The sequence below is a fragment of the Trueperaceae bacterium genome (assembly GCA_036381035.1).
Lineage (GTDB): Bacteria > Deinococcota > Deinococci > Deinococcales > Trueperaceae > DASRWD01.
Genome location: DASVDQ010000071.1, coordinates 39704 through 60006, shown reverse-complemented (window position 1 = coordinate 60006; position 20303 = coordinate 39704). Strand labels below are relative to the sequence as shown.

Sequence of the window (20303 nt, the reverse complement as noted above, 5' to 3'; positions counted from 1 at the left end):
GGGCGGCACGCCGTCGGCCTCGGAGGGCTTCCTCCTCGCTCCCGGGAGCTACCTCGTCGGCGTGACGGGGGCGGGCGCCGAGGGGGCGTACGTCGCTCGCCTGGTCCCCGCGGCGCTGGACGACGTCTCCCGCCCGCTCCGTGGCTCTTCCCCCCAGCGCGGGGCGTTCGACGTCTTCGGCGACCTCGCCGCCGGTCTCCGCGTCCCCTTCACGATCGGCGAGGAGGGGGCGGGCTTCGCGTGGCGCGCCTCGCTCCACGCTCCGGCCGGCTCGGGCGCGGAGCTCGTGATCGCCGGTGAGCGCGGCGAGGTCGTCCGCATCGCTGCGGCGTGGCCCGCGCCCGTCACGGCATCGAGCCTCGGTCTCCCGCAAGGCGAGTACGTCGCCAGCGTGGAGCCCAGGGGAGAGGCGCCGTCCGGCCCGGTCCGCGTGCGGCTCGAGCCGCAGGGGCGCGTCACCGAGGGCACGGAGCTGGAGCCCGACGACACCTGGGAGGACGCCAACCTCCTGCCGCCGGGCGGCGAGGTGCGGGGGCTCGCCGACGGCGTCGACCACTACAGGCTCGAGGTGGGAGGCGAGGGGCCCGGGACCTGGGACCTCGGGCTGAGCGCGGAGGCCAGCCTACGTCTGCGGCTCTACGCGCCGGACGGAGCCCTCCTGCAGGAACGCAGGGGCGCGAGCGGGACGTTGGCCGGCCTGCACCTGCGCCCCGGCGCCTACCGGCTCAGGGTCGACGGCAGCGGCGGAGGGGCCTACACCCTGACCCTGCGCGCCGCGGGCGCCGCCGCGCCGGAGGGCCTCGAGCGCGAGCCCAACGACACGGTCCCGGGCGCGAACCGCCTGGGCCCGGGCGCCCAAGCCAGGGGCGAGCTGAGTCCCCAGGACGTCGACGTGTTCGGGCTGGAGGTGGCGGGCGCGGCGGAGCGCTACCGCGTCCAGGTGGTGGGGTCGGGAGTGAGCGAGCTCGCCGTCGTCGACGCCGCGGGCGGCGTCGACGCCCGCGCTCGCGGCGAGGGGCGCCTGCGCCTGGACGACCTGGCCCTCCTCCCCGGCACCCACTACCTGCGCGTCAGCGGCGACGCGGGCGAGTACGCGCTGCGCGCGATCTCCCTGGGCCCGGTGCCCGACGAGGCGGCGACCGCCGCGGCGACGCCGCCGGAGGAACCGCTCGCCCCGACCGCGGCCGCGGACCCCGAGCCAATGCCGCCGGCGGACGACGACACGGCGGAGGCCGCGCCGCCGCCACTTCCGCCCCCGCCGCCCGGCGTGCTCGAGCGGGAGCCGAACGACGACCCCTCGCGCGCTCACCGGCTCGACCCGGACGCCGTGCGCGTCGGGCGCCTGTCGAGCGCGAGCGACGAGGACCACTACCGCTTCCAGCTCGCCACCGAGGGCTACGTCGTCATCGAGCTGGTGCCGGCGGCGGGCGAGACCGACTGGACCCTGAACCTCGACGGGCGCGCCTACAGAACGACCACGGCGACGGAAGCCCGCGTCGTGGCGGAATCGTGGCTCCTCGCCGGCGACCACCAGGTCGTCCTGCGGCGGGCCTCGCGGGACGCGGTGTCGAGCGGCTACTACCAGCTCCGCCTCCGCCGCCTCGGCACGCTGGGCCTGCCCCCCGACCGCGAGCCGAACGACGACGTGGCGTCGGCCGCGACCCTGCCGGCGAGCCTGGAGTGGTCCGGCCGGGTGGGCGAGGCCGGGGACAGGGACCTCTACGCGCTGCCCACGTTCCCCGAAGCGGTCGTGATGCGCCTGGAGGTGGAAGCCGATGAGGGCGTCTCCGCCGACGTGGTCGTGGAGGGACGCGGGGTCCGTCTAGAAGGGCCCGATGAGGACGGCGCGTTCACGCACACGCTGGAGGACGGGGAGCGCTCCTACCTGCGCTTCCGGGGGTCCGGCGCGTACCGCGTCGCCGCCCGGTTCTCGGCGCGGCCCGACCCGAGCGGCCTCGCTCCCGCCCGCGCCGACGCGCCCCTCGCGCTCGACCTCAGCCTCGCCGCCGCCGAGGTCGCCGCCTACTGGGGCAACGGGCAGAGCCTCTCCGGCAGCCTCAGGGTGAGGAACGACGGCGCGGCGCCCGTAGTGGCCGACCTCGCGGTGGCCGCCGACGTGCCGCTGGTCGAGCTGGAGCTGCCCCCCGCGGTGGAGGTGGGACCCGGCCAGACCGTGGAGGTGCCCCTGGCGGCGCGGCTCCCGGCCGACCTGGCCGACGACGCGCCCATCACCTTGCAGGTGGCGGCGACGTCGGGCGGCACGCTCTCGCTGGCCGATGCCGTCGTGACCCCGCGCTGCGAGGCGGCCCCGTTGGGAGGCTTCCCCTACTTCCCCGTGGCGGCGCCGCTGCTCGGTCACCCGAACGTGCTCTTCGCCGGGTTCGGCGCCAGGCCGCCCGCCGGCTTCGCTTCGGTCACGTCCGACAGGTTCGTGAACGACGGGCGCATAGCGGTCTCCGGCGGGGGTCGGGTGAGCCGCGAGCACTCCCCCACGTACGAGCTGCCCGGCGACGGGCCTGTGACGCTCATCGGCACGGTGCTGAACCCCGTGTCGGGCGCGGCCGCCAGCCGCTGGCTGAGGCGTTTCGAGGTCCAGACTTCCCTCGACGGCGAGCGTTTCGAGACGGCGTTCACCGGCGAGCTGAGCAGCGCGCGGGTCGACCAGTCCTTCGTGTTCCCCGCGCCGGTCAGCGCCCGGTACGCCAGGCTCGTCGTCGTCGACGACCACGAAGGCGACGAGCCTGCCTACTTCGGGGAGTGGAAGCTGATCGCGGCGGACGAGGCCCTGTTCTCGGGGTCAGACCTCGCCGCGCCCGAGCTCGGCGGCCACGTGGTCTGGTCGGACCCGCTGCTCGGCTCCGACGACAGGACGGACGTGCTCCTCGCGGACGCGGCGGTGAGCCCGCTCGACCTCGGGGGTCACGACGGGTTCGCGTTCGTCGTCGGCTTCCTGGGCGGACGCGCGGCCCGCCTCTCGGAGCTGGCCTGGGTGCAGCCCGCGGAGGACCCCGACCAGCTCTTCGACGCCGTCGAGGTCGCGGTCAGCCTGGCCGGGCCGGCGGGCCCGTGGCGGGTCGTGGGCACCTGGCCGCTGGCCGGAGCGGGCGAACGCACCGCGATGGCCCTGGACGAGCCGGTATGGGCGCGCTACGTGCGCCTCTCGTCCCCGAAGCGGGAGGGCGGCAGGCGCTACTTCCCGCCGACGAAGCTCGAGGCCCGCGAGGCGGCCCCGGGCGACGGCTACCTCTCGGCCCTCGGCGAGTGGGGTACGGGCGCCGGGAGCGGCCCCTACGAGCTGCTGGCGGCCGCCCCCGCCGCCGCCACTGTCGGGGCCGACGACGACGACGCGCCCGAGCGGGCGACGCCGTTGACGCCCGGCAGCGCGGTGGCGGGCACCGTGGCCGTGGGCGAAGACGTCGACTGGCTCCGCTTGACGGTGCCGCCGGGCCACAACCACCTCGCGCTGCGCCTGGGAGGCGACCCGACGATCGCCTACGACTACGAGCTGCTGGACGCCGACCTGACGCCCTTCCCTGTGGAAGCGAGCGAGGACGGCGACGAGGTGGTGCTGAGCGCGTTCGTCGCCCCGGGCGACTACCTGCTCAGGCTCGAGGAGCCGAAGCGGACCGTGGTGTTCTCGTGGGACACCAGCGGCTCGGTGTCGAGCTACCAGCCGATCACCTACGCGTCCCTCGCCGCCTTCGCCGACGACGTGGACGGGGACCGCGAGGCGGTCCAGCTCCTCGCCTTCGACGAGCCCTCCCCGCGATGGCTGCTGCCCCACTGGTCGAGCGACCCCGAGAGGGTGCAGCGGACGCTCACGGAGTGGGACAGGAACGCCGACTCGAGCCTCGCCGAGCTCGCCCTGCTGACGGCCGTCGAGGGCCTGCGCGAGCGCGAGGGCACGAAGGCCGTCCTCCTCATCACCGACGCCGAGACGGGCGGCTACTGGCTCACGCCCGGCCTGTGGGCGGCCCTGCGGGACGTGCGCCCCCGCGTGTTCACGTTCGAGGTCAGCTCGGGCGGCGACCTCTACCCGCAGCAACTCATGCGGAGCTGGGCCGCGGCCGGAGGCGGCGTCTACACGATGGCCGGCGGCGTGGGGGACTTCGACAGCGGCTTCGCCAGGGCGTCCTGCCTGCTGCGCCGCCTGAAGCGCTACACGGTCACCGCGACGACGGCCCGGTTGGAGCCGCCCGGCCCCGGCACGCTGTCGGTGCTGCCCGCGGGCGACGCCGGGCCCGGGGCCGTCCACGTGATCTTCGACGCGTCGGGCTCCATGGGGCAGCCGCTGCCGAGCGGCGAGCAGCGCATCGCCGCGGCCAAGCGGGCCCTGGAGCAGCTAGTCGGAACGGTGCTCGAGGAAGGCACCCCCTTCTCGCTGCGGGCGTTCGGCCACGTCGCTCCCAGCTCGTGCGAGACCCGCCTCGAGGTCCCGCTCGCCCCGCTCGACCGCGAGGGGGCGCTGGCGTCCGTGGCAGGCATCGAGCCCAAGCTCCTCTCGCAGACGGCGATCGCGGACTCGCTGCTGGCCGCCGTGGACGACCTGCGCTCCGCGACGGGCCCCCGCACCGTGATCCTCGTCACCGACGGAGAGGAGTCCTGCGGCGGCGACCCCGCCGCGGCGGCCGCCGCGCTGCGCGCCTCGGGCAGCACGACGATCGCGATCGTCTCGCTGGGGCTCGACGAGGCCGGCCTGGCCGCTTTCGAGGCGCTGGCCGAGGAGGTCGGCGCGACCTACGTCGACGTGACCTCGTTCGAGGAGCTGCGGCTGGCCGTGGCGGACGCCCTGAGGCCGGGCTTCGAGGTCTACGGACCCGGAGGCGACCTGATCGCCACCGGCCGGGTGGGCGAAGCGGTCGAGCTGCCCATGGGCGTCTACGAGGTGCGCGTCCTCACCTCTCCGGCGCAGGTGTTCGAAGCGGTGACGGTGCCGGGCGACGGCTCGGTGGAGGTGCGGGTGGGGGGACGCTGAGCCGCGGGCGTGGGCGCCGCCGAGCGGCGGGCCGGCGCGGCGGCGAGGAGGCCGGCGTGGCGCCGGACGTCCCTGGGGGGTGCGCCGGGATGCGCGTCGAGCGTAGTCTCGTGTCATGAGCAGCAGCATCGCGGCACAGGCGAAGGAGCTCCAGCAGAAGACCGTGGCGACGAGGCGCGACCTCCACATGCACCCCGAGATCGCGTTCGAGGAGCGCAGGACGATGGGCGTGGTCGCGTCCCGCCTGCGCGAGCTCGGCCTCGAGCCGCGGGTGGGCGTGGGCGGCACCGGCGTCGTCGCCGTCCTCGACACGGGGCGCCCCGGACCCACGGTGCTGGCCCGCGCCGACATGGACGCGCTGCCCGTGGCCGACGAGAAGGACGTCCCGTACAAGAGCACGGTGCCGGGCCGGCACCACGCCTGCGGGCACGACGGCCACACGAGCGTCCTGCTCAGCGTGGCCGAGGTCCTGGTGAGCCGGCGCGAGAGCCTGCCTGGGCGGGTCGTGTTCGTGTTCCAGCCGGCCGAGGAGATCGTGGCGGGTGCCAAGGCGATGCTCGCCGACGGCGCGCTGGACGGCGTCACCGTCGACCACGTCATAGGGCTGCACCTCTCGAGCACCGACAGGCTCGGGACCGTGGCCGTGCGCGCCGGGCCGGCGATGGCGGCGACGGACAGCTTCAGGCTCGTCGTCAAGGGCAAGGGCGGCCACGCCGCCTACCCGCAGGACGTGATCGACCCGATCGTCGCCGCCTCGCAGGTGGTGACGTCCCTGCAGACCGTCGTGAGCCGCGAGACCGAGCCGGCCGACCAGTCGGTGGTGAGCATCACCAGCTTCCAGGCCGGCACCGCCTACAACATCGTCCCGGACGAGGTGGAGCTGAAGGGGACCTTGAGGACCTTCGACCCGGCCACCCGCGAGAGGCTCAGGGCGCGCGTGCTGGAGATCGCCGGCACCGTCGCGCGCGCCTACCGCGCGGAGCTGCAGAGCGAGTGGTTCGAGGGGACCCCGGCCGTGGTCAACGACGCCGCGGCGGTGGCCAGGCTCCGCCGCGTCGCCGCCGGTCTCCTCGGCGAGGACAACGTCCTGGAGCAGCGCCTCGTCATGGGCGGGGACGACATGGCGCTGTGGCTGCAGCAGGCCAAGGGCGTCTACTTCTTCGTGGGCACCCGCTCGGGCGAGGCGACGGCCCACCCGCACCACAGCCCGCGCTTCGACATCGACGAACGCGGCCTGGAGGTCGCCGTGAGCGTGCTGGCCTCCGGCATCGTCGACCTGCTGGCCGCCGACTGACTCCGGGACCGGAGAGCCCCGGACCGCTCCCTAGAACGACGCGCGGATCGCCGCCACGACCTGGTTCACCGCCTGCTCGGCCGCCTCCGCCAGCAGGGGACCGACCGCCGGGTCGTCGAAGCGGATCAGCCCCGCCACCGGGATCGCGGACACGGCGACGTTGGGGCTGCTCGACCTGCCCGCGCCCGTCATCGACACGACGACCTCGCCGGTGATGATGTCGGTGGCCCTGACGTCCACCTCGACCTCTGCGCGGGTCTCGCCGAGCGAGACCCCGAAGACGCTGGCGCCCGGCCTGGCGATGGTGCCGCGGGTGACGGCGCCGGTGACCACGTAGCCGGCGCCGGCGGCGCGGGCGAGCTCCACGGGGTCCAGCGACTCGAGGCCCTGCCGCTGCATGACGTTCACGAGCTCGCTGCGCTCGACGACGACGTAGCAGCCCGAGGCCTTCATGAGGGTGATCAGGCGGGCCGTCGCGGCGTCCTCCACGCCGACGATCGTGGTGCCGTAGGTGCCCGTCGTGTTCGCGAAGTCGACGACGGCCACGGTCGGGGGCGGGTCCTGGGCGCAGGGCGCGTCCAGCGCCGCCAGGTCGGCCGCGGGCCCGGTCGCTGGCGCGCAGGCTGCCAGGAGCATCGCCGCCGCGAAGGCGACCGCCGCGAGGCGTCTGTCGTACATGCTGGCCCTCCCAAGCGTTCAGGTCGCCGGCGACCGTAGCAGGGGGGCGTCAAGGGCGCGTCAACGCCTCGCCCATGGGCGGCTCGGTACAGGGCCTCTTCTCAGGGCGACAGCCGCTGCGCGTCGCGCGGGAAGGCGCGCGCGAAGCGCACGTTCTGGATGCCCAGCAGCAGGGCCGTGAGGCGCTCGGCGCCGATCGCGAAGCCGCCGTGCGGCGGCATGCCGTGCTTGAACACCTCGAGGTAGTCGGCGAAGTCTTCCGGGTCCATGCCCCGCTTGGCCAGCTCCTGGACGAGCACCTCGTAGCGGTGCGCGCGCTGGCCGCCCGAGGTGATCTCGACGCCGCGGAAGATCAGGTCGAGGCCGCGCGTGAGGCCCCCGTCCTCCGGGTAGGTGTAGAAGGGCCGCGCCGCCTGCGGGAACTTGGTGACGAACACGAGGTCGGAGCCGTGCTCCTCCTTGGCCCAGCGGCCGATGAGCCTCTCGGCCTCGGGGTCGAGGTCCTTGCCGCCCGGCTCGTGCCCGTAGCGCTCGCGCACCAGCTCGCGGGCCTCCAGCAGGGGGACCCGCGGCACCGGCGCCGAGAGGTCGGGCGGCCCGGCGCCGAACAGGGCGAGCTCGGCCGGGCAGGCGTCGACGGCGGCGCGCAGCATGCCCTTGACGACCGCCTCCTGGAGGTCCATGACGTCGCCCTCGTCGTCGATGGGCCCGAACTCGACGTCGAGCGAGAGGTACTCGGAGAGGTGCCTGCTGGTGTGGCTCTTCTCGGCGCGGTAGACGGGCGCCGTCTCGTAGACGCGCTCGAAGACGCCGACCATGATCTGCTTGTAGAGCTGCGGCGACTGCGCCAGGTAGGCGCGCTGGCCGTAGAAGTCGACCTCGAAGAGGTTCGCGCCGCCCTCGGCGCCGGCGCTGACCAGCTTGGGAGTGAACACCTCGGTGAAGCCCCGCTCGTCGAGGAGCGCGCGGAACGCCCTCACCAGCACCGCCTGCACCTTCAGGGCCGCCCTGGCGCGCGGGCTGCGGACCGTCACGTGGCGGTAGGCGAGCAGCGTGTCGGGGTTCGCGTGCCACTCCTCCTTGGCGAGCTCCACCGGCGGCGGGGCGGCGGCCTCGCTGACGACCTCGAGCGACGAGGCGTGCACCTCGACGCCGCCCGGCGCCTTCGCGTGGGCGACGACGCGTCCCGTGAGCGACACGTAGCTCTCGTGGAGCGGCAGGCCGTGGAGGCCGCCGCGCCCCGAGACGGCGCGCTCGACGACGCACTGCACGACGCCCGAGCGGTCCCTCAGCAGCAGGAAGCCGACGCCGCCCAGGTCGCGCCGCGTCAGCACCCAGCCCTGCAGACGCACGACGTCGCCCACGCGGTCCGCCAGCCCGCTCACCAGGGTGCGGGCGCGCGCTCGTTCGCTCTCTGTCGTCGTGCCGGTCATGAGCCCTCCTAAGCGAAGACCCCCGAGCGACGCTCGGGGGTCCGTGCCTCTGGCTATGTTACGCGGCTACGCCCCGAGCCTCCGCGAGCGGGGATCGTCGTCCGAATTGAACGGGACGGCCGCGAGCATGGGCGGGAGTCTAACAGCGGCCCAGGCGGGTGTCAACGCGGCCGGTGGCCCTCCGCCTAGCCGCCCCGCTCCAGCACGCGCCTGAGCAGCTCCGCGTGCGGGGCGTCCTTGGGCCTGCCGGCCCTCTCCTTGAAGCGCAGCACGTCCCGCAGCGTCACGCACGGCACGCCGAGCACGAGCTCGGCGCCGTCTATGAGCGCGTCCAGGTCCTCGCCCAGCCAGCCGGACCACACCTCCACGCCCAGGCTCGGCAGGCTCACGCACAGGTCCTGCTTGCCGGGCTTGGGGGCGCCCAGCTCCAGCGCCCTGGCCCAGGCCGGCCCGCGGGCCACGACGTCGATGTCGCCCGCGTCCGGTATGAGACCGTGCAGGACCATGACGGCGCTGGCGTGGACGGCCCAGTGGCCGTTGGGGAGGTCGAGCTCGCGCAGCGTGGCGACGATCGTGTCGGCGTCGACCATGAGAGCAGGCTAACCCGCCCGACACGCAGCGCTAATCACCTGCCGCACGCCGGCGCTTAGTTTCGGGCATGCCACGCGCCCCCAGCACCGCCCGCCGCCTGGCCCCCGCCCTCGTCCTCGCGTGCCTCCTCGCCACGGCCGCCGCCGCGGGCGACGCCGCCACGGTGGCCGACCTCTTCGGCTCGGACCGTTGGCGGCTCGTGAGCCTCACCGTCGACGGCGAGACGATGCGCCCCGAACCCGGCGCGGACGCGACGTTCGCGGTCAACGAGACCGGCCAGCTCGCCGGCACCGTGGGCTGCAACCAGCTCGTCGCGGGCGCCGGCCTCACGCCCTCCGGCGGGATCGACTTCGAGCCGATCACGGCGACGCTCATGGCCTGCCCCGAGCCGGCGATGAGCCTGGAGAGGGCGTTCGTGGCGGCCCTCGAGGGCGTGGAGCGCTACGCGCTCGGCGACGGGGAGGTGAGGCTGACCGGCCCCGGCGTCGAGGTCGTGTTCGCGAGCGTGTCGGCTGGCGCCGGCTGAGCGTCCGGGGTCCCCGTTAGGCGGCGACGTGCTCGGCGATGACGGCGACGACGCCGGCGGCGCAGCGCACGACGACCCGGCCGCCCGTCGCGACGTTCGAGACCCCCAGGCCGACGCCGAAGGGCAGCCGCAGGTCCTCGACCGGGTAGGCGAGGCCCGTCGCCGTGACGACGGCGTAGCCTCCCAGCGCCAGCAGGCTCACCGTCGTGCCGGGCGGCCAGGCGGCGTCGCAGGTCAGCCCGGGGGCGCAGGGGCGCGCCTCGTGCGCGCCGCCGTGGAGCGTCACGGGGAACGGCGGCTCGGCCGTCGCCAGGCGCGCCGCCACCAGCAGGTTCGCCAGGCTCTGGTCGAGCCTGCCGCCGAACGCCCCCAGCACGCGCGCCGAGGCGGCCCCCAGCCGCCGCGCGGCCGCCAGGGCCAGCTCGAGGTCGAGCTCGTCCTTCGCGCGCGGGTGGCGCTCGACCGGCACGTCGGGGAACGCGCGCAGCAGGTCCTCGGTGACGCTGTCGAGGTCGCCCACGATCAGGTCGGGAGCGAGCCCCAGCGCCGCGGCGTGGCGCAGCCCGCCGTCCGCCGCGACCACCGGGCCCACGTCCTCCAGCAGCGGCGCCAGGAGGCCCGCAGCCGGCGGCTCGCCCCCGGCGAGCACGAGGGCCGCCGGCCCACTCTCCGGGCTCACGTCGCTCCCGGCGGGAGCGCCCGCCACGCGACCGACGGGACGACGAGCTCGTAGGCCCTGCCCGGCGAGGGCTCGCCGCCCAGCTCCCGGCTGTGGCCGCGCCAGACGACGTCAGCCTCCCAGGCCGGCACGCGCAGGACGAGCCGCCAGGCCAGGCCCTCGCGCGTCGCCTGCCTCACCACCGCCCGGGCCGTGCCGGTGCCGGAGCCCGTCGCGGACGAAGCGGCGCCGTCGCCGGCGGGGAAGACCGCGACCTCCTCGACCCGCAGCAGCAGGGCCCCGCCCGGGGCGGGAGGCGCGCCCAGGCCCGCGGCGAGGGCCACGCTGGCGGCCTCCGTTCCCTCCCACACGTTCTCGTGGCCGAGGAAGCGAGCCGTCCAGGCGTCCGCCGGAGCGGCCAGCAGCTCCTGCGCGCGGCCGACCTGGACGATCCGACCGGCGCGCATCACCGCGACGGCGTCGGCGACGGCGAACGCCTCGACCTGGTCGTGCGTCACGTAGACGGCCTCGGTACCCAGGGCGTCGAGCAGCTCGGCCACCTCGGCGCGCAGCTCGGCGCGCAGCGCCTCGTCGAGGTTCGAGAGCGGCTCGTCGAGGAGCAGCAGGCCGGGCCGGGGCGCCAGCGCCCGCGCCAGCGCGACGCGCTGCTGCTGGCCGCCGGACAGCTCGGTGACGCGCCGCCGCCCCAGGCCGGCCAGGCCGACCAGCTCGAGCATCTCCGCGACACGCTCGCGGCGCGCGGCGGCGCCCCAGCGACGCTCGACGAGGCCGAAGGCCACGTTGTCGGCGACGTTCAGGTGCGGGAAGAGCGCGTAGTCCTGGAAGACCATGCCGAGGTCGCGGCGCTGCGTCGGCACGCGCGTGGCGTCCGCGCCGCCCAGGAGCACCCGACCGCCGTCCGGCGCCTCGAGCCCCGCGACGAGCCTCAGCAGCGTGCTCTTGCCGCAGCCGCTGGGACCCAAGAGCGCGAGGGTCGAGCCGGGCGGCACCTCGAGCGTCACGTCGTCGACGGCCCTCACGGGTCCGTAGCTCTTCGACAGGCGCTCGACGCGTAGGCCCATGTCTCCGCGGCATCATAGCCGCGGCCCGAGCCGGGGCGCCGCCGCGCTGGGGGCGTCAGGGAGGCGCGCGAGGGGCCGCCCGTCGCGCTCGGCAGGTCGCCCGGGTCAGGCCCAGTTCACCGAGCGCACGGTCACGGGCTCGGCGACGCCCTTGAGCGTCGCCTGCCGCGGCGGCGAGACCTCCAGCCCGTGACCCCCGGCGCCCGCGAGAGTCGCCTCGGTCGCGAGGACCTCGTCGGCGCCGGCCAGCGCCGTCACGCGCGCCGCCACGTGCACGCCCTGGCCGGCGTAGTCGCGCTCGTGCGGCAGCGCCGCGGTCGCGTGCAGCCCGATCCTCACGGCCAGGGCCGAGCCGTGCTCGCGGCGGTTCCTGTCGAGCAGCCGCTGCACCTCGACGGCGCACCGCAGGGCCTCGCGGGCGTCGTCGAAGGCGACGAAGAAGCCGTCGCCCGTGTGGCGCACCTCCTCGCCGCCGTGGCGGGCGAACGCGGCCCGCAGCGTGCGGTCGTGCCACTCCATCACGCTCTCCCAGGCGCCGTCGCCGAGGCTGCCGGCGAGCTGCGTGGACGAGACGATGTCCGTGAACATGAAGGTCTTGACCGTGGGACGCGGCCTCTGGGGCTCGCCGCGTCCGCTCAGCGAATCGTCGGCGGCGGCTACGTCCGGCTCGGCGCCGAGCCGCTCGAACTCGCTCCGCGCGGCGGTCAGCTCCTGCCTGGCCAGCGCCTCGTCGCCGGCCGCCAGCAGCGCGCGCGCCAGGAGGGCCCTGGCGCGCGCCCACTCGTAGGGCACGCGGGCCCGCTGGAACAGGCGCGCCGCCCGCCGCAGCGAGGCGGCGGCAGCCTCGAGCTGCCCCCGGCCCAGGGCGACCCTGCCGGCCGCGGCGGCGGCGAGGCCGCTCAGGACGTCGCACTCGTACTGCGCGGCGACGGCCTCCAGCTCGGCCGCGCCGCGCTCCGCGGTCGCCAGGTCGTCGCCCGCCAGCGCGATCTCGACCTGGGCCGCGAGCAGGTAGGGGCGCTGGAGCCTGTCGCTCGCCGGTGACCCGGCCTCGGCCGAGAGGCTGGCGGCGATCATCCGCGCCGCCTCGGCGGTGGAGCCGCGCGCCAGCGCGAGCAGCGCCGTCCCCGGCTGGGCGTGGTGGCCGTGCTCGACCGCGCGCTGGAACGCCGCCGCGGCCTCGTCGAGGTCGCCGAGGCGCAGCCTCACCTCCCCGATCTGGTAGTAGGCGAACCCCACGCTGTCGAGCATGCGGAAGCGCTCGAGCTCGCCGCACGCCTCCAGCGCCTCGCGCTCGGCCTCCTGCCACTCCCCTTGGAGGCGCTTCAGCTCCGCCCGGTGCACGCGGCACTGGCCGCGGTAGCCGTAGATCGACCGCGAGCGCATCCAGCGGTCGGCTTGGGCGATCCACTCGTCGGCGCGGCCGTACTCGCCGAGGTCGGCGAAGGCGGCGATGGAGAGGCAGATCACGTCGCAGGCCGTGCGCGGCTCCACGCGCTCGGAGGACGCGGCGGCCGCGCCCTCCTCCACGAGGCCCAGGCCCTCGCGCCACGCCCCCTGGCGCAGCAGCATGTTCCCCTTGGCGACGAGGGCCAAGGACTCGACGTCGGGCACGTCGTGCTGCCGGGCGAGCCGCAGCGCCTCGTCGGCGAGCCGCACGCCCCCGGCGAAGTCGCCGTACCCGAACGCCGTGACCAGCCCCCTCATCACGGTCAGCCAGGCGTGGGCCCCGGACTCCGGCTCGCCCTCGAGCAGGCGCTGTGCCCGCGCGATCCACCCGGCCATGACCGACGGACGCACGGCCAGCATCGCCAGGCGGGACAGGCGGACCGCCGTCATGGCGGCGTCGGCGCGTCTGCCCGCCTGCTCGTAGCGAGCGTGGGCCTTCTCGAGGAGGTCGGTGGCGGCGTCGACGTCGCCGGCGAACCAGGCGGCGGTCGAGTACTCGACGAGGTCGTCGGGACCGAGCGGGCCGGTCCTGTCGGCCTCGGCGAAGCCCGCCAGGGCGTCCTCCCAGCGGTTCATGCGCAGGGAGAGGCGCGCGTCCTCGATGCTCACAGGCATCAGCGTCCCTTCGCCCACCGGGCCGTCGCGAGCTCCAAGTGAGGGGATTATCGCCGTTCCGCCGGCGAGGCGCGTGAGGGCGGCGTCAGAACTCGCCGCGCTCGCGGCGCTGCAGGACGAGCATGACCAGCGCCGTCACCGCCATCAGCACCAGGGAGAGGCCCAGCGCGGCGCCGTAGTTCTGCGGTCCTGGTCGCCCCAGCCTGTCGTAGATCGCCACCGGGAGCGTGGCGAACTCGGGGCGGACCAGCAGCAGCGACGCCCCGAACTCGCCCAGGGAGACGGCGAAAGCGAACGCGGCCGCGACCGCCAGGGAGGGCAGCAGCTGCGGCAGCTCGACGCGCCGCAGCGTGCGCCACGGGCCGGCGCCGAGGGTCACCGCCGCCGCCACCTGACCCGCCGGCAGCGCGCGCAGGGCCGGCAGCAGCGTGCGCGTCACGAAGGGGAAGGCGATCAGCGCGTGGGCGAGGGGCACGCCCCAGAAGGTGGCCACGAGCCAAGGGTAGGCGATCAGGTAGCCGAGTCCGAGGGTGACGGGGCTCGTCGCCAGCGGCAGGAGGGAGAGGCCGTCGAGCCAGCGCCAGCGCCCGCGGGTGACGGCGTACGCGAACGCCGTGCCCAGCGCCAGCGCCGCCGCCGTGGAGAGCGCCGCGAAGGTAAGTGAGTTGCGCAGGCCCAGCCCCAGCGTCGCGAAGCCCACCGAGCGCGGCGCCTCGAGCATCCCGCGCAGGTTCGCCAGGGAGGGGAACGAGCCGTCGGGCGCCGTGAGCGCCTGCGCGGCCAGGGCCACGAGCGGCGCGAGCACCACGGCGGCGACCACGAGGAGGTCGGCGCCGAGGAGGGCCGCACCCGCGCCCTTCGGACGGCGCGCCGCGGACCTCCCGGCGGGGACCGGGACGGCCAGGCGGGCCTGCAGCCTGGTGTAGGCCCAGCCGAGACCGCCGACCACGACGAGCTGCACGAGGGCCAGCGCGGCGGCGACGTCGAGCCGCAGCAGGCGCAGCGTGAGGCGGTAGAGCTCCACCTCCAGCGTGGCGAACCGCGCCTGGGGGGCGAGGATCAGGACCACGCCGAAGCTCGTGAAGCAGAAGATGAAGACGAGCGTAGCTGACGCCACGGTCGCGGGCAGCGCCAGCGGCAGCGTCACGCGCCACAGGCTCCGCCAAGGGCCCGCGCCGAGGGTCGCCGCCGCCTGCTCGAGCCGCGGGCCGACGCCCTCGAGGAAGCCGGAGACCAGCCGGGCGACGATCGCGAAGTTGTAGAACACGTGCGCCGCGAGGACGATGGCCAGCGTGCCGCGCAGGTCCACGCCCAGCGCGCCGCGCGGCCCGGCGAGGGCGAGGAAGCCCATGCCGGCGACGACCGTGGGCATCACGAACGGCACGCTGAAGGCGGCGGCGAGGAGACGGCGACCGCCGAAGCGGTAGCGCGCGAGCAGCAGCGCGGTCGGCAGGCCGAGGGCCACGGTCAGCGCCGTGGAGAGGAGCGCCTGCCAGGTCGTGAACCACAGGCGCCCGAGGTAGTAGGGGTCGGCGAGCGTGGCCGCGAGTCCGGCCAGCGGCGCGCCGCTACCGCCCGCCACGCCGCGCCAGACGATCGCCGCCAGCGGCACGAGGAGGGCGAGCGCGAGGAACGCCAGCGACGCCGCGCCCGTGACGTGCCCCAGCCAGGTGCGCCGCACGACGCGAGTCTAAGGCGGGGCGGTCGCGGCGCGAGCCGCTTCCGGCGCGTCGTGGTCCGCGGACGCCCTTCGCCGAGCCGGCCCGGACGAGGCGGACGCCGCGAACACCATCACCCCGTTGACAACGCGAGTGCGGCTCCACTAGAGTCATGCGGTCATGGCAGACCACGTGCGCATCCCCTTCCCGCGCACCGCGGCGCCGCTCGGCGTCGGCGATGGCATGGGAGTGGTCTGCCCTGAGACCGGTCATTAGCTAGCTACAGAAGCCAGAGCGGACCCGGCCGTGGGCGACCAGACAGGAGCCCGCGGCCTTCTTCTCGCGTGCACGGCCCGGGCGGACGAGAGAGCGGCACGCGCACCACACTCACCCTCAACGAACGAGGTGACATGACCACCCGAGCCAGCACCGCGAACCGGACCGCGCCGGCCCAGGCGTCGATGCTCGCCCTCCTGCGCCGCTACCTGGCGCCGCAGCGGGGGATGGCGGCCCTCATGGCCCTCCTGCTCCTCGCGGCGACGGGCCTGCAGCTCCTGGTGCCGCAGATCCTGCGGCGGTTCATCGACGGCGCGCTCACGGCGGCGCCGGGCGCCCGCCTGACGTCGCTGGCGCTGTCGTTCCTCGCCGTGGCCGTCGTGACGCAGCTCCTCAACGCCTTCGCGACCTACGTCGCCGCGTCCGTGGGTTGGCGGGCGACGAACCACCTGCGCGAGGACCTCACGCGCCACACGCTCGACCTCGACATGGGCTTCCACAACGCCCGCACCGCCGGCGAGATGATCGAGCGCATCGACGGCGACATCACCAGCCTGTCGAACTTCCTCTCGCAGTTCTCGGTGAGGGTGTTCGGCGGGCTGCTGCTCCTCGTCGGCATCCTCGCGGCCCTGTGGGTCGAGGAGCCGCTGATGGGCGGGGCGCTCACGGCGTTCGTCGTCCTGGAGCTCGTGGCCCTGACGCTGACGAGGCGCGTCGGCGTGCCGGCCTCGAACCTCGAGCGCGAGGCGAACGCGCGGCAGTTCGGCTTCATCGAGGAGCGCCTGCAGGGCCTCGACGACCTGCGCGCGAACGGCGGCGGCGAGTACTCGCTGCACCGCTTCCGCGGCGTGATGCGCGGCGTCTACCTGGACACGCGCCGCGCCTGGATGCTGCGCAGCGTCGTGTGGCTGTCGAGCTACGGCCTGTTCGTGATCGGCCTCGCCGTCACCGTGGGCTCCTCGATCTACCTCGTCAGGCGCGGCGACATGACCGTCGGCGCGGCGTACATGGTCTTCCAGTACCTGTTCATGCTGCAGAACCCTATCGAGCAGATCACCCAGCAGCTCCAGGAGCTCCAGAAGGCCGCGGCCGGCGTGCAGCGCGTGGGCGAGCTGTTCAGGACGCGCTCCGCCCTGCCGCCCGGCGGGGACGCCGAGCTGCCGGCCGGACCGCTCTCGGTGGCGTTCGAGGACGTCGACTTCCACTACCTCGACGCCAGCGCCGACCAGCTCACGCTGCGCGGCGTGACGTTTCGCCTCGCCCCGGGCAGGCGGCTCGGTCTACTCGGCCGCACCGGCTCGGGCAAGACGACGCTCACCCGGCTGGTGTTCAGGCTCTACGACCCGAGCGGCGGGAGGGTGCGGGTGGGCGGGGTCGACACCAGGGACGTCGACCTGCAGCGCCTCCGCGCGCGGATCGGCCTGGTCACGCAGGACGTGCAGCTCTTCCGCGGCACCTTGCGGGACAACGTGACGTTCTTCGACCCCAGCGTCCCCGACGAGGTGATCGTGAGCGTGCTCGAGGAGCTCGGCCTCGGCGCCTGGCTGCGCGGCCAGGAGAAGGGCCTCGACACCGAGCTCGACTCGGGCGGGCGCAACCTCTCGGCCGGCGAGGCCCAGCTCATAGCCTTCGCGCGCGTGTTCCTCAAGGACCCCGGCCTCGTGATCCTCGACGAGCCGTCGTCGCGCCTCGACCCCGTCACCGAGCGCCGCCTCGAGGTCGCCCTCGAGAGGCTCCTGCACGGCCGGACGGCGATCGTGATCGCCCACCGCCTGGAGACCGTCGAGCGTGTCGACGAGATCATGGTCATGGAGCGCGGCCGCGTGGTCGAGGCCGGCCCGCGCGTCGCCCTCGCCGCCGACCCCTCGTCCCGCTACTCGCGCCTGCGCCGCGCGGCGCTGGCGCTCGACCTCAACGTCGCCGGACGCGCCGGCGAGACGCGGCTCGACCCCGAGGAGGCCGAGCTGCTCGAGGACCTGGCATGAGCTTCGACACCAACCCCCTGCTGCTGACCCTGCGGCTCGTCCGCCAGAGGCGCCGGCTGTTCGTGGGCACGAGCCTGCTGTGGGCGCTGATCCACCTGCTGCCCGTCCTGACGGGCGTGCTCACCAAGGGCGTCTTCGACGCCCTCTCGGGCGCCGCGCCCGCGGGCTGGGACGCCTGGACGTTCCTCGCGCTCGCCCTCGCCCTCGACGTGGGCCGCATCGGCGTGTTCGTGGCGGCGATCCGCACGTGGGCGACCTACTGGGTCGAGATCACGCTGCACGTGCGCCACAACGTGCTGAGGCACCTGCTGACCGCGGCCGGCTCGCGGCGCCTGCCCGAGTCGCCGAGCGAGTCGGTGACGCGCTTCCGCGACGACGTCAACGACATAGGCGAGTACGTGGAGAACTGGGTCGACTTCTGGGGCTTCGCCCTCTACGGCGTCGTGGCGCTCGGCGTCATGGCGTACATCGACCCGCTGCTCACGGTGCTGGCCTGCGTGCCGCTGGTCCTCACGCTGGGGCTCACCAGCTACATGCGTCCGCTGATCCGCACGGCCAGGCGCGCCTCGCGCGAGGCCACGAGCCGCGTGACGGACTTCCTCGGCGAGACGTTCGGCGCCGTGCAGGCGGTGAAGGCCTCCGGCCGCGAGGAGAGCGTGCTGGCGCGCTTCCAGCGGCTGAACGAGGCCAGGCGCGAGCGTGCGCTGAAGGACACCGTGCTGACCGAGCTGTTCCGCAGCGTCACGGACAACATGGTCCACGTGGCCACCGGCGTCGTGCTCCTCGTGGGCGCCGGGGCCCTGCGCGACGGCAGCTTCACCGTGGGCGACTTCGCGCTGTTCGTCACCTACCTCCCGCGGCTCACCGGCGTCATGTCGTTCGTCGGCCTGATGTTCGTGCAGCACAAGCGCACCGGCGTCGCCTACGAGCGCCTCGGGAGGCTGATGGTCGACGCGCCCGTGGAGAGCCTGGTCGAGCCGCGCGACTACGACCTCGAGCGCGAGCAGGCGCCGTTCGCGCCGTCCTCGACGCGCGCCGAGCCGCTCGTCGAGCTCACCGTGTCCGGCCTCACCTACCGGCACGACGGCTCGGAGGAGGGCATCGAGGACGTCTCGTTCACCGTGCGCCGCGGCGAGTTCGTGGTCGTGACCGGCCGCGTCGGGTCGGGGAAGACGACCCTGCTGCGCGTGCTGCTGGGCCTGCTGCCGAAGACCTCCGGCGAGGTGCGCTGGAACGGCGTGCCCGTCGCGGACCCGGCGACGTTCTTCGTGCCGCCGCGCAGCGCCTACACCGCCCAGGTGCCGCGCCTGTTCTCCGACACGCTGCGCGAGAACGTCCTGCTGGGCCGAGCGGCGAGCGCCTCAGCGGTGCGGCGTGCGCTGGACCTGGCGGTGCTCAGCGCCGACGTCGAGCAGCTCCACGGGGGCCTGGAGACCGAGGTCGGCACCCGCGGCGTGCGGCTCTCCGGCGGCCAGGTGCAGCGCGCCGCGGCGGCGCGCATGTTCCTCACCGACGCCGACCTGCTGGTGTTCGACGACCTCTCGAGCGCGCTCGACGTCGAGACGGAGCGGCGCCTGTGGGACGGCCTGTTCGCCGACCGCGATGCCACCTGCCTCGTCGTGTCGCACCGCCGCGCGGCGCTGGAGCGCGCCGACAAGGTGATCGTCATGGACCGCGGGCGCGTGGTCGCCAGCGGCACGCTCGCCGAGGTCGCCAGGCACGCGCCCGAGCTCGCGGCCCTCTTCGACGCCGAGGAGCCGGGGGCCGTGGCCGCGGCGCCGTGAGCGCGGGACCAGGCCTACCTCAGCGAGGCCGGGTCCCGCCCCTGCATGACGACGGCGGTCCACTGCGTCAGCCAGCGCTCCTGGTTGGCCGCCACGACGGCTGGCGGGAGCGGCGCGGCGACGGCGCCCTCCGGCAGCGTCCCGTAGCGCGCGAACTCCGGCGGCACCGCCGCGCCCTCGCGCACGGGAGAGACGAACATCTCCAGGGGTATCGCCTCCTGGACCGCCGGCGAGAGGAGGAACTCGACGAACGCCTCGGCGGCCTCGCGGGCCCGCGTGCCGGCGAGGATCCCCACGGCCTCCACCTGCCTGTAGGCGCAGCCCTCGCAGGCGAGGTTCGCCGTCGGCGAGTCCTCCAGCGGCTCCTCGGCGAAGATCACCTCGGCCGCGGGGCTCGTCGCGTAGCTCACGACGATGGGCCTGTCGCCGCCGTAGCGGCTGAAGGCCGTGTAGTAGGCGTCGGTCCAGCCGTCGGTGACGAGGACGCCGTGCTCCTCCATCGCGTCCCAGAAGTCGAGCCAGTCGGCGAAGCCGGCCCGCGCGCCCTCGGGGGCCGCGGGCTCCACGCCCGCCTGCGGGTCGCCGAAGTAGGCGACCGTGGCGAGGAGGAAGGCGAGGCCGGGGCTCGACGTGGCCGGGTTCATCACCACGGTCAGCGGCGCCAGGCCCTCGCCGGCGAGGTCGGCCAGCGTGAGGGCGGCCGGGTCGACCCCGGCGTCGGCGAGGGCGGCCACGTCGTAGTTCGGCACGACGAAGCCGACGTCCACGGGGGTCACGAGGTGGGTGTCGTCGAACGCGTAGCCCTCGGCGACGTCGGCGAGGGAGGGGCTCTCGTACGGCTCGAACACGCCCTCGTCGGCGGCGCGCTGCCACAGGCCCTCGTCGACGCCGAAGAGGACGTCGGCGATGGGCCTCCCCTTCGTCAGGATCGCCCTGTTCAGGGCCTCGCCGGCGTCGCCTCCCGAGATGAACACGACGTCCACGCCGGCCTCGCGCTCGAAGGCCTCCACCAGCTCCGTGGGCAGCGAGAACGAGTCGTGCGTGAGGACACGTAGCTCCTGGGCCGCGGCGTGCGCCGCGAGCAGCGCGGCGCTAAGCAGGATCGTCAGGGTTCTGGTGATCATGGCGCCCTCTCCGTCACCGGTCGGACGCGCCCGGCGCGAGGCCGGGCCAGCGTCACTCTCCCTCCGCCCGCATTACCGGGGTCAGGTTCCTAGGGTCTGATCTCAGCCTGGACGCCCGTGAGCGCCCGAGACACCCCTGGTGACGACACGAAGATAGCCAGCTCCGCAGGCGCGC

Annotated in this window: 13 protein-coding genes and 1 riboswitch; of the genes, 5 read left to right on the top strand and 8 right to left on the bottom strand. The window is 74.8% G+C overall.

The genetic code is table 11. The features are described 5' to 3' along the window. Window positions 1-61 precede the first annotated feature (61 nt). Together VF202_08605 and VF202_08600 are read left to right on the top strand one after the other, a co-directional pair. Window positions 62-4975 (top strand): VWA domain-containing protein, encoded by a 4914-nt coding sequence (locus tag VF202_08605; GenBank protein ID HEX7040157.1) that lies wholly within the window; start codon window positions 62-64, stop codon window positions 4973-4975. A 115-nt stretch (window positions 4976-5090) separates the two neighbouring features. Continuing rightward, complete coding sequence (locus VF202_08600; protein HEX7040156.1) at window positions 5091-6269, top strand: amidohydrolase; 1179 nt, start codon at window positions 5091-5093, stop codon at window positions 6267-6269. A gap of 30 nt (window positions 6270-6299) precedes the next feature. Here the strand turns inward: VF202_08600 and VF202_08595 are convergent, their stop codons facing one another. The 3 genes from VF202_08595 to VF202_08585 all read right to left on the bottom strand — a co-directional run bounded on the left by VF202_08595 (window position 6300) and on the right by VF202_08585 (window position 8970). After that, window positions 6300-6947: a CsgG/HfaB family protein gene (locus VF202_08595; GenBank protein HEX7040155.1), complete on the bottom strand. Its 648-nt coding sequence runs from the start codon at window positions 6945-6947 to the stop codon at window positions 6300-6302. A 101-nt stretch (window positions 6948-7048) separates the two neighbouring features. Then, window positions 7049-8380: an aspartate--tRNA(Asn) ligase gene (gene aspS, locus VF202_08590; protein ID HEX7040154.1), complete on the bottom strand. Its 1332-nt coding sequence runs from the start codon at window positions 8378-8380 to the stop codon at window positions 7049-7051. A gap of 185 nt (window positions 8381-8565) precedes the next feature. Then, the gene (locus VF202_08585) at window positions 8566-8970 is read right to left on the bottom strand and encodes a hypothetical protein (protein HEX7040153.1); all 405 of its coding nucleotides are present in this window, start codon (window positions 8968-8970) and stop codon (window positions 8566-8568) included. Window positions 8971-9038: 68 nt separating this feature from the next. Here VF202_08585 and VF202_08580 point away from each other — a divergent pair, with 68 nt between their 5' ends. Further along, a complete protein-coding gene (locus VF202_08580) occupies window positions 9039-9497 on the top strand; it encodes an META domain-containing protein (protein ID HEX7040152.1) in 459 nt (152 codons plus the stop codon). A gap of 16 nt (window positions 9498-9513) precedes the next feature. Here the strand turns inward: VF202_08580 and VF202_08575 are convergent, their stop codons facing one another. The 4 genes from VF202_08575 to VF202_08560 form a co-directional block, all read right to left on the bottom strand. Then, window positions 9514-10176, bottom strand: coding sequence for a thiamine diphosphokinase (locus VF202_08575; protein HEX7040151.1), 663 nt, complete (start codon window positions 10174-10176; stop codon window positions 9514-9516). Further along, window positions 10173-11237: an ABC transporter ATP-binding protein gene (locus VF202_08570; protein HEX7040150.1), complete on the bottom strand. Its 1065-nt coding sequence runs from the start codon at window positions 11235-11237 to the stop codon at window positions 10173-10175. Before VF202_08570 ends, VF202_08575 begins: the two co-directional genes overlap by 4 nt. A gap of 105 nt (window positions 11238-11342) precedes the next feature. Then, window positions 11343-13301 carry an adenylate/guanylate cyclase domain-containing protein gene (locus tag VF202_08565; GenBank protein HEX7040149.1) on the bottom strand — a complete coding sequence of 653 codons (1959 nt, stop codon included), beginning with the start codon at window positions 13299-13301 and terminating at the stop codon, window positions 11343-11345. 85 nt (window positions 13302-13386) lie between these two features. Next, entirely contained in the window at window positions 13387-14982 is a 1596-nt protein-coding gene (locus VF202_08560; protein ID HEX7040148.1) for an iron ABC transporter permease, read from the bottom strand. A gap of 387 nt (window positions 14983-15369) precedes the next feature. On the opposite strand from VF202_08560, the gene VF202_08555 reads away from it, so the two are divergent. Both VF202_08555 and VF202_08550 read left to right on the top strand, forming a co-directional pair. After that, window positions 15370-17220 carry an ABC transporter ATP-binding protein gene (locus VF202_08555; GenBank protein ID HEX7040147.1) on the top strand — a complete coding sequence of 617 codons (1851 nt, stop codon included), beginning with the start codon at window positions 15370-15372 and terminating at the stop codon, window positions 17218-17220. Beyond that, complete coding sequence (locus tag VF202_08550; protein ID HEX7040146.1) at window positions 17217-19004, top strand: ABC transporter ATP-binding protein; 1788 nt, start codon at window positions 17217-17219, stop codon at window positions 19002-19004. The genes VF202_08555 and VF202_08550 overlap by 4 nt, the downstream gene beginning before the upstream one ends. Before the next feature lie 14 nt (window positions 19005-19018). Here the strand turns inward: VF202_08550 and VF202_08545 are convergent, their stop codons facing one another. Next, a complete protein-coding gene (locus VF202_08545) occupies window positions 19019-20128 on the bottom strand; it encodes a thiamine ABC transporter substrate-binding protein (GenBank protein ID HEX7040145.1) in 1110 nt (369 codons plus the stop codon). 40 nt (window positions 20129-20168) lie between these two features. Next, window positions 20169-20276, bottom strand: a riboswitch (TPP riboswitch). Window positions 20277-20303: the final 27 nt, after the last annotated feature.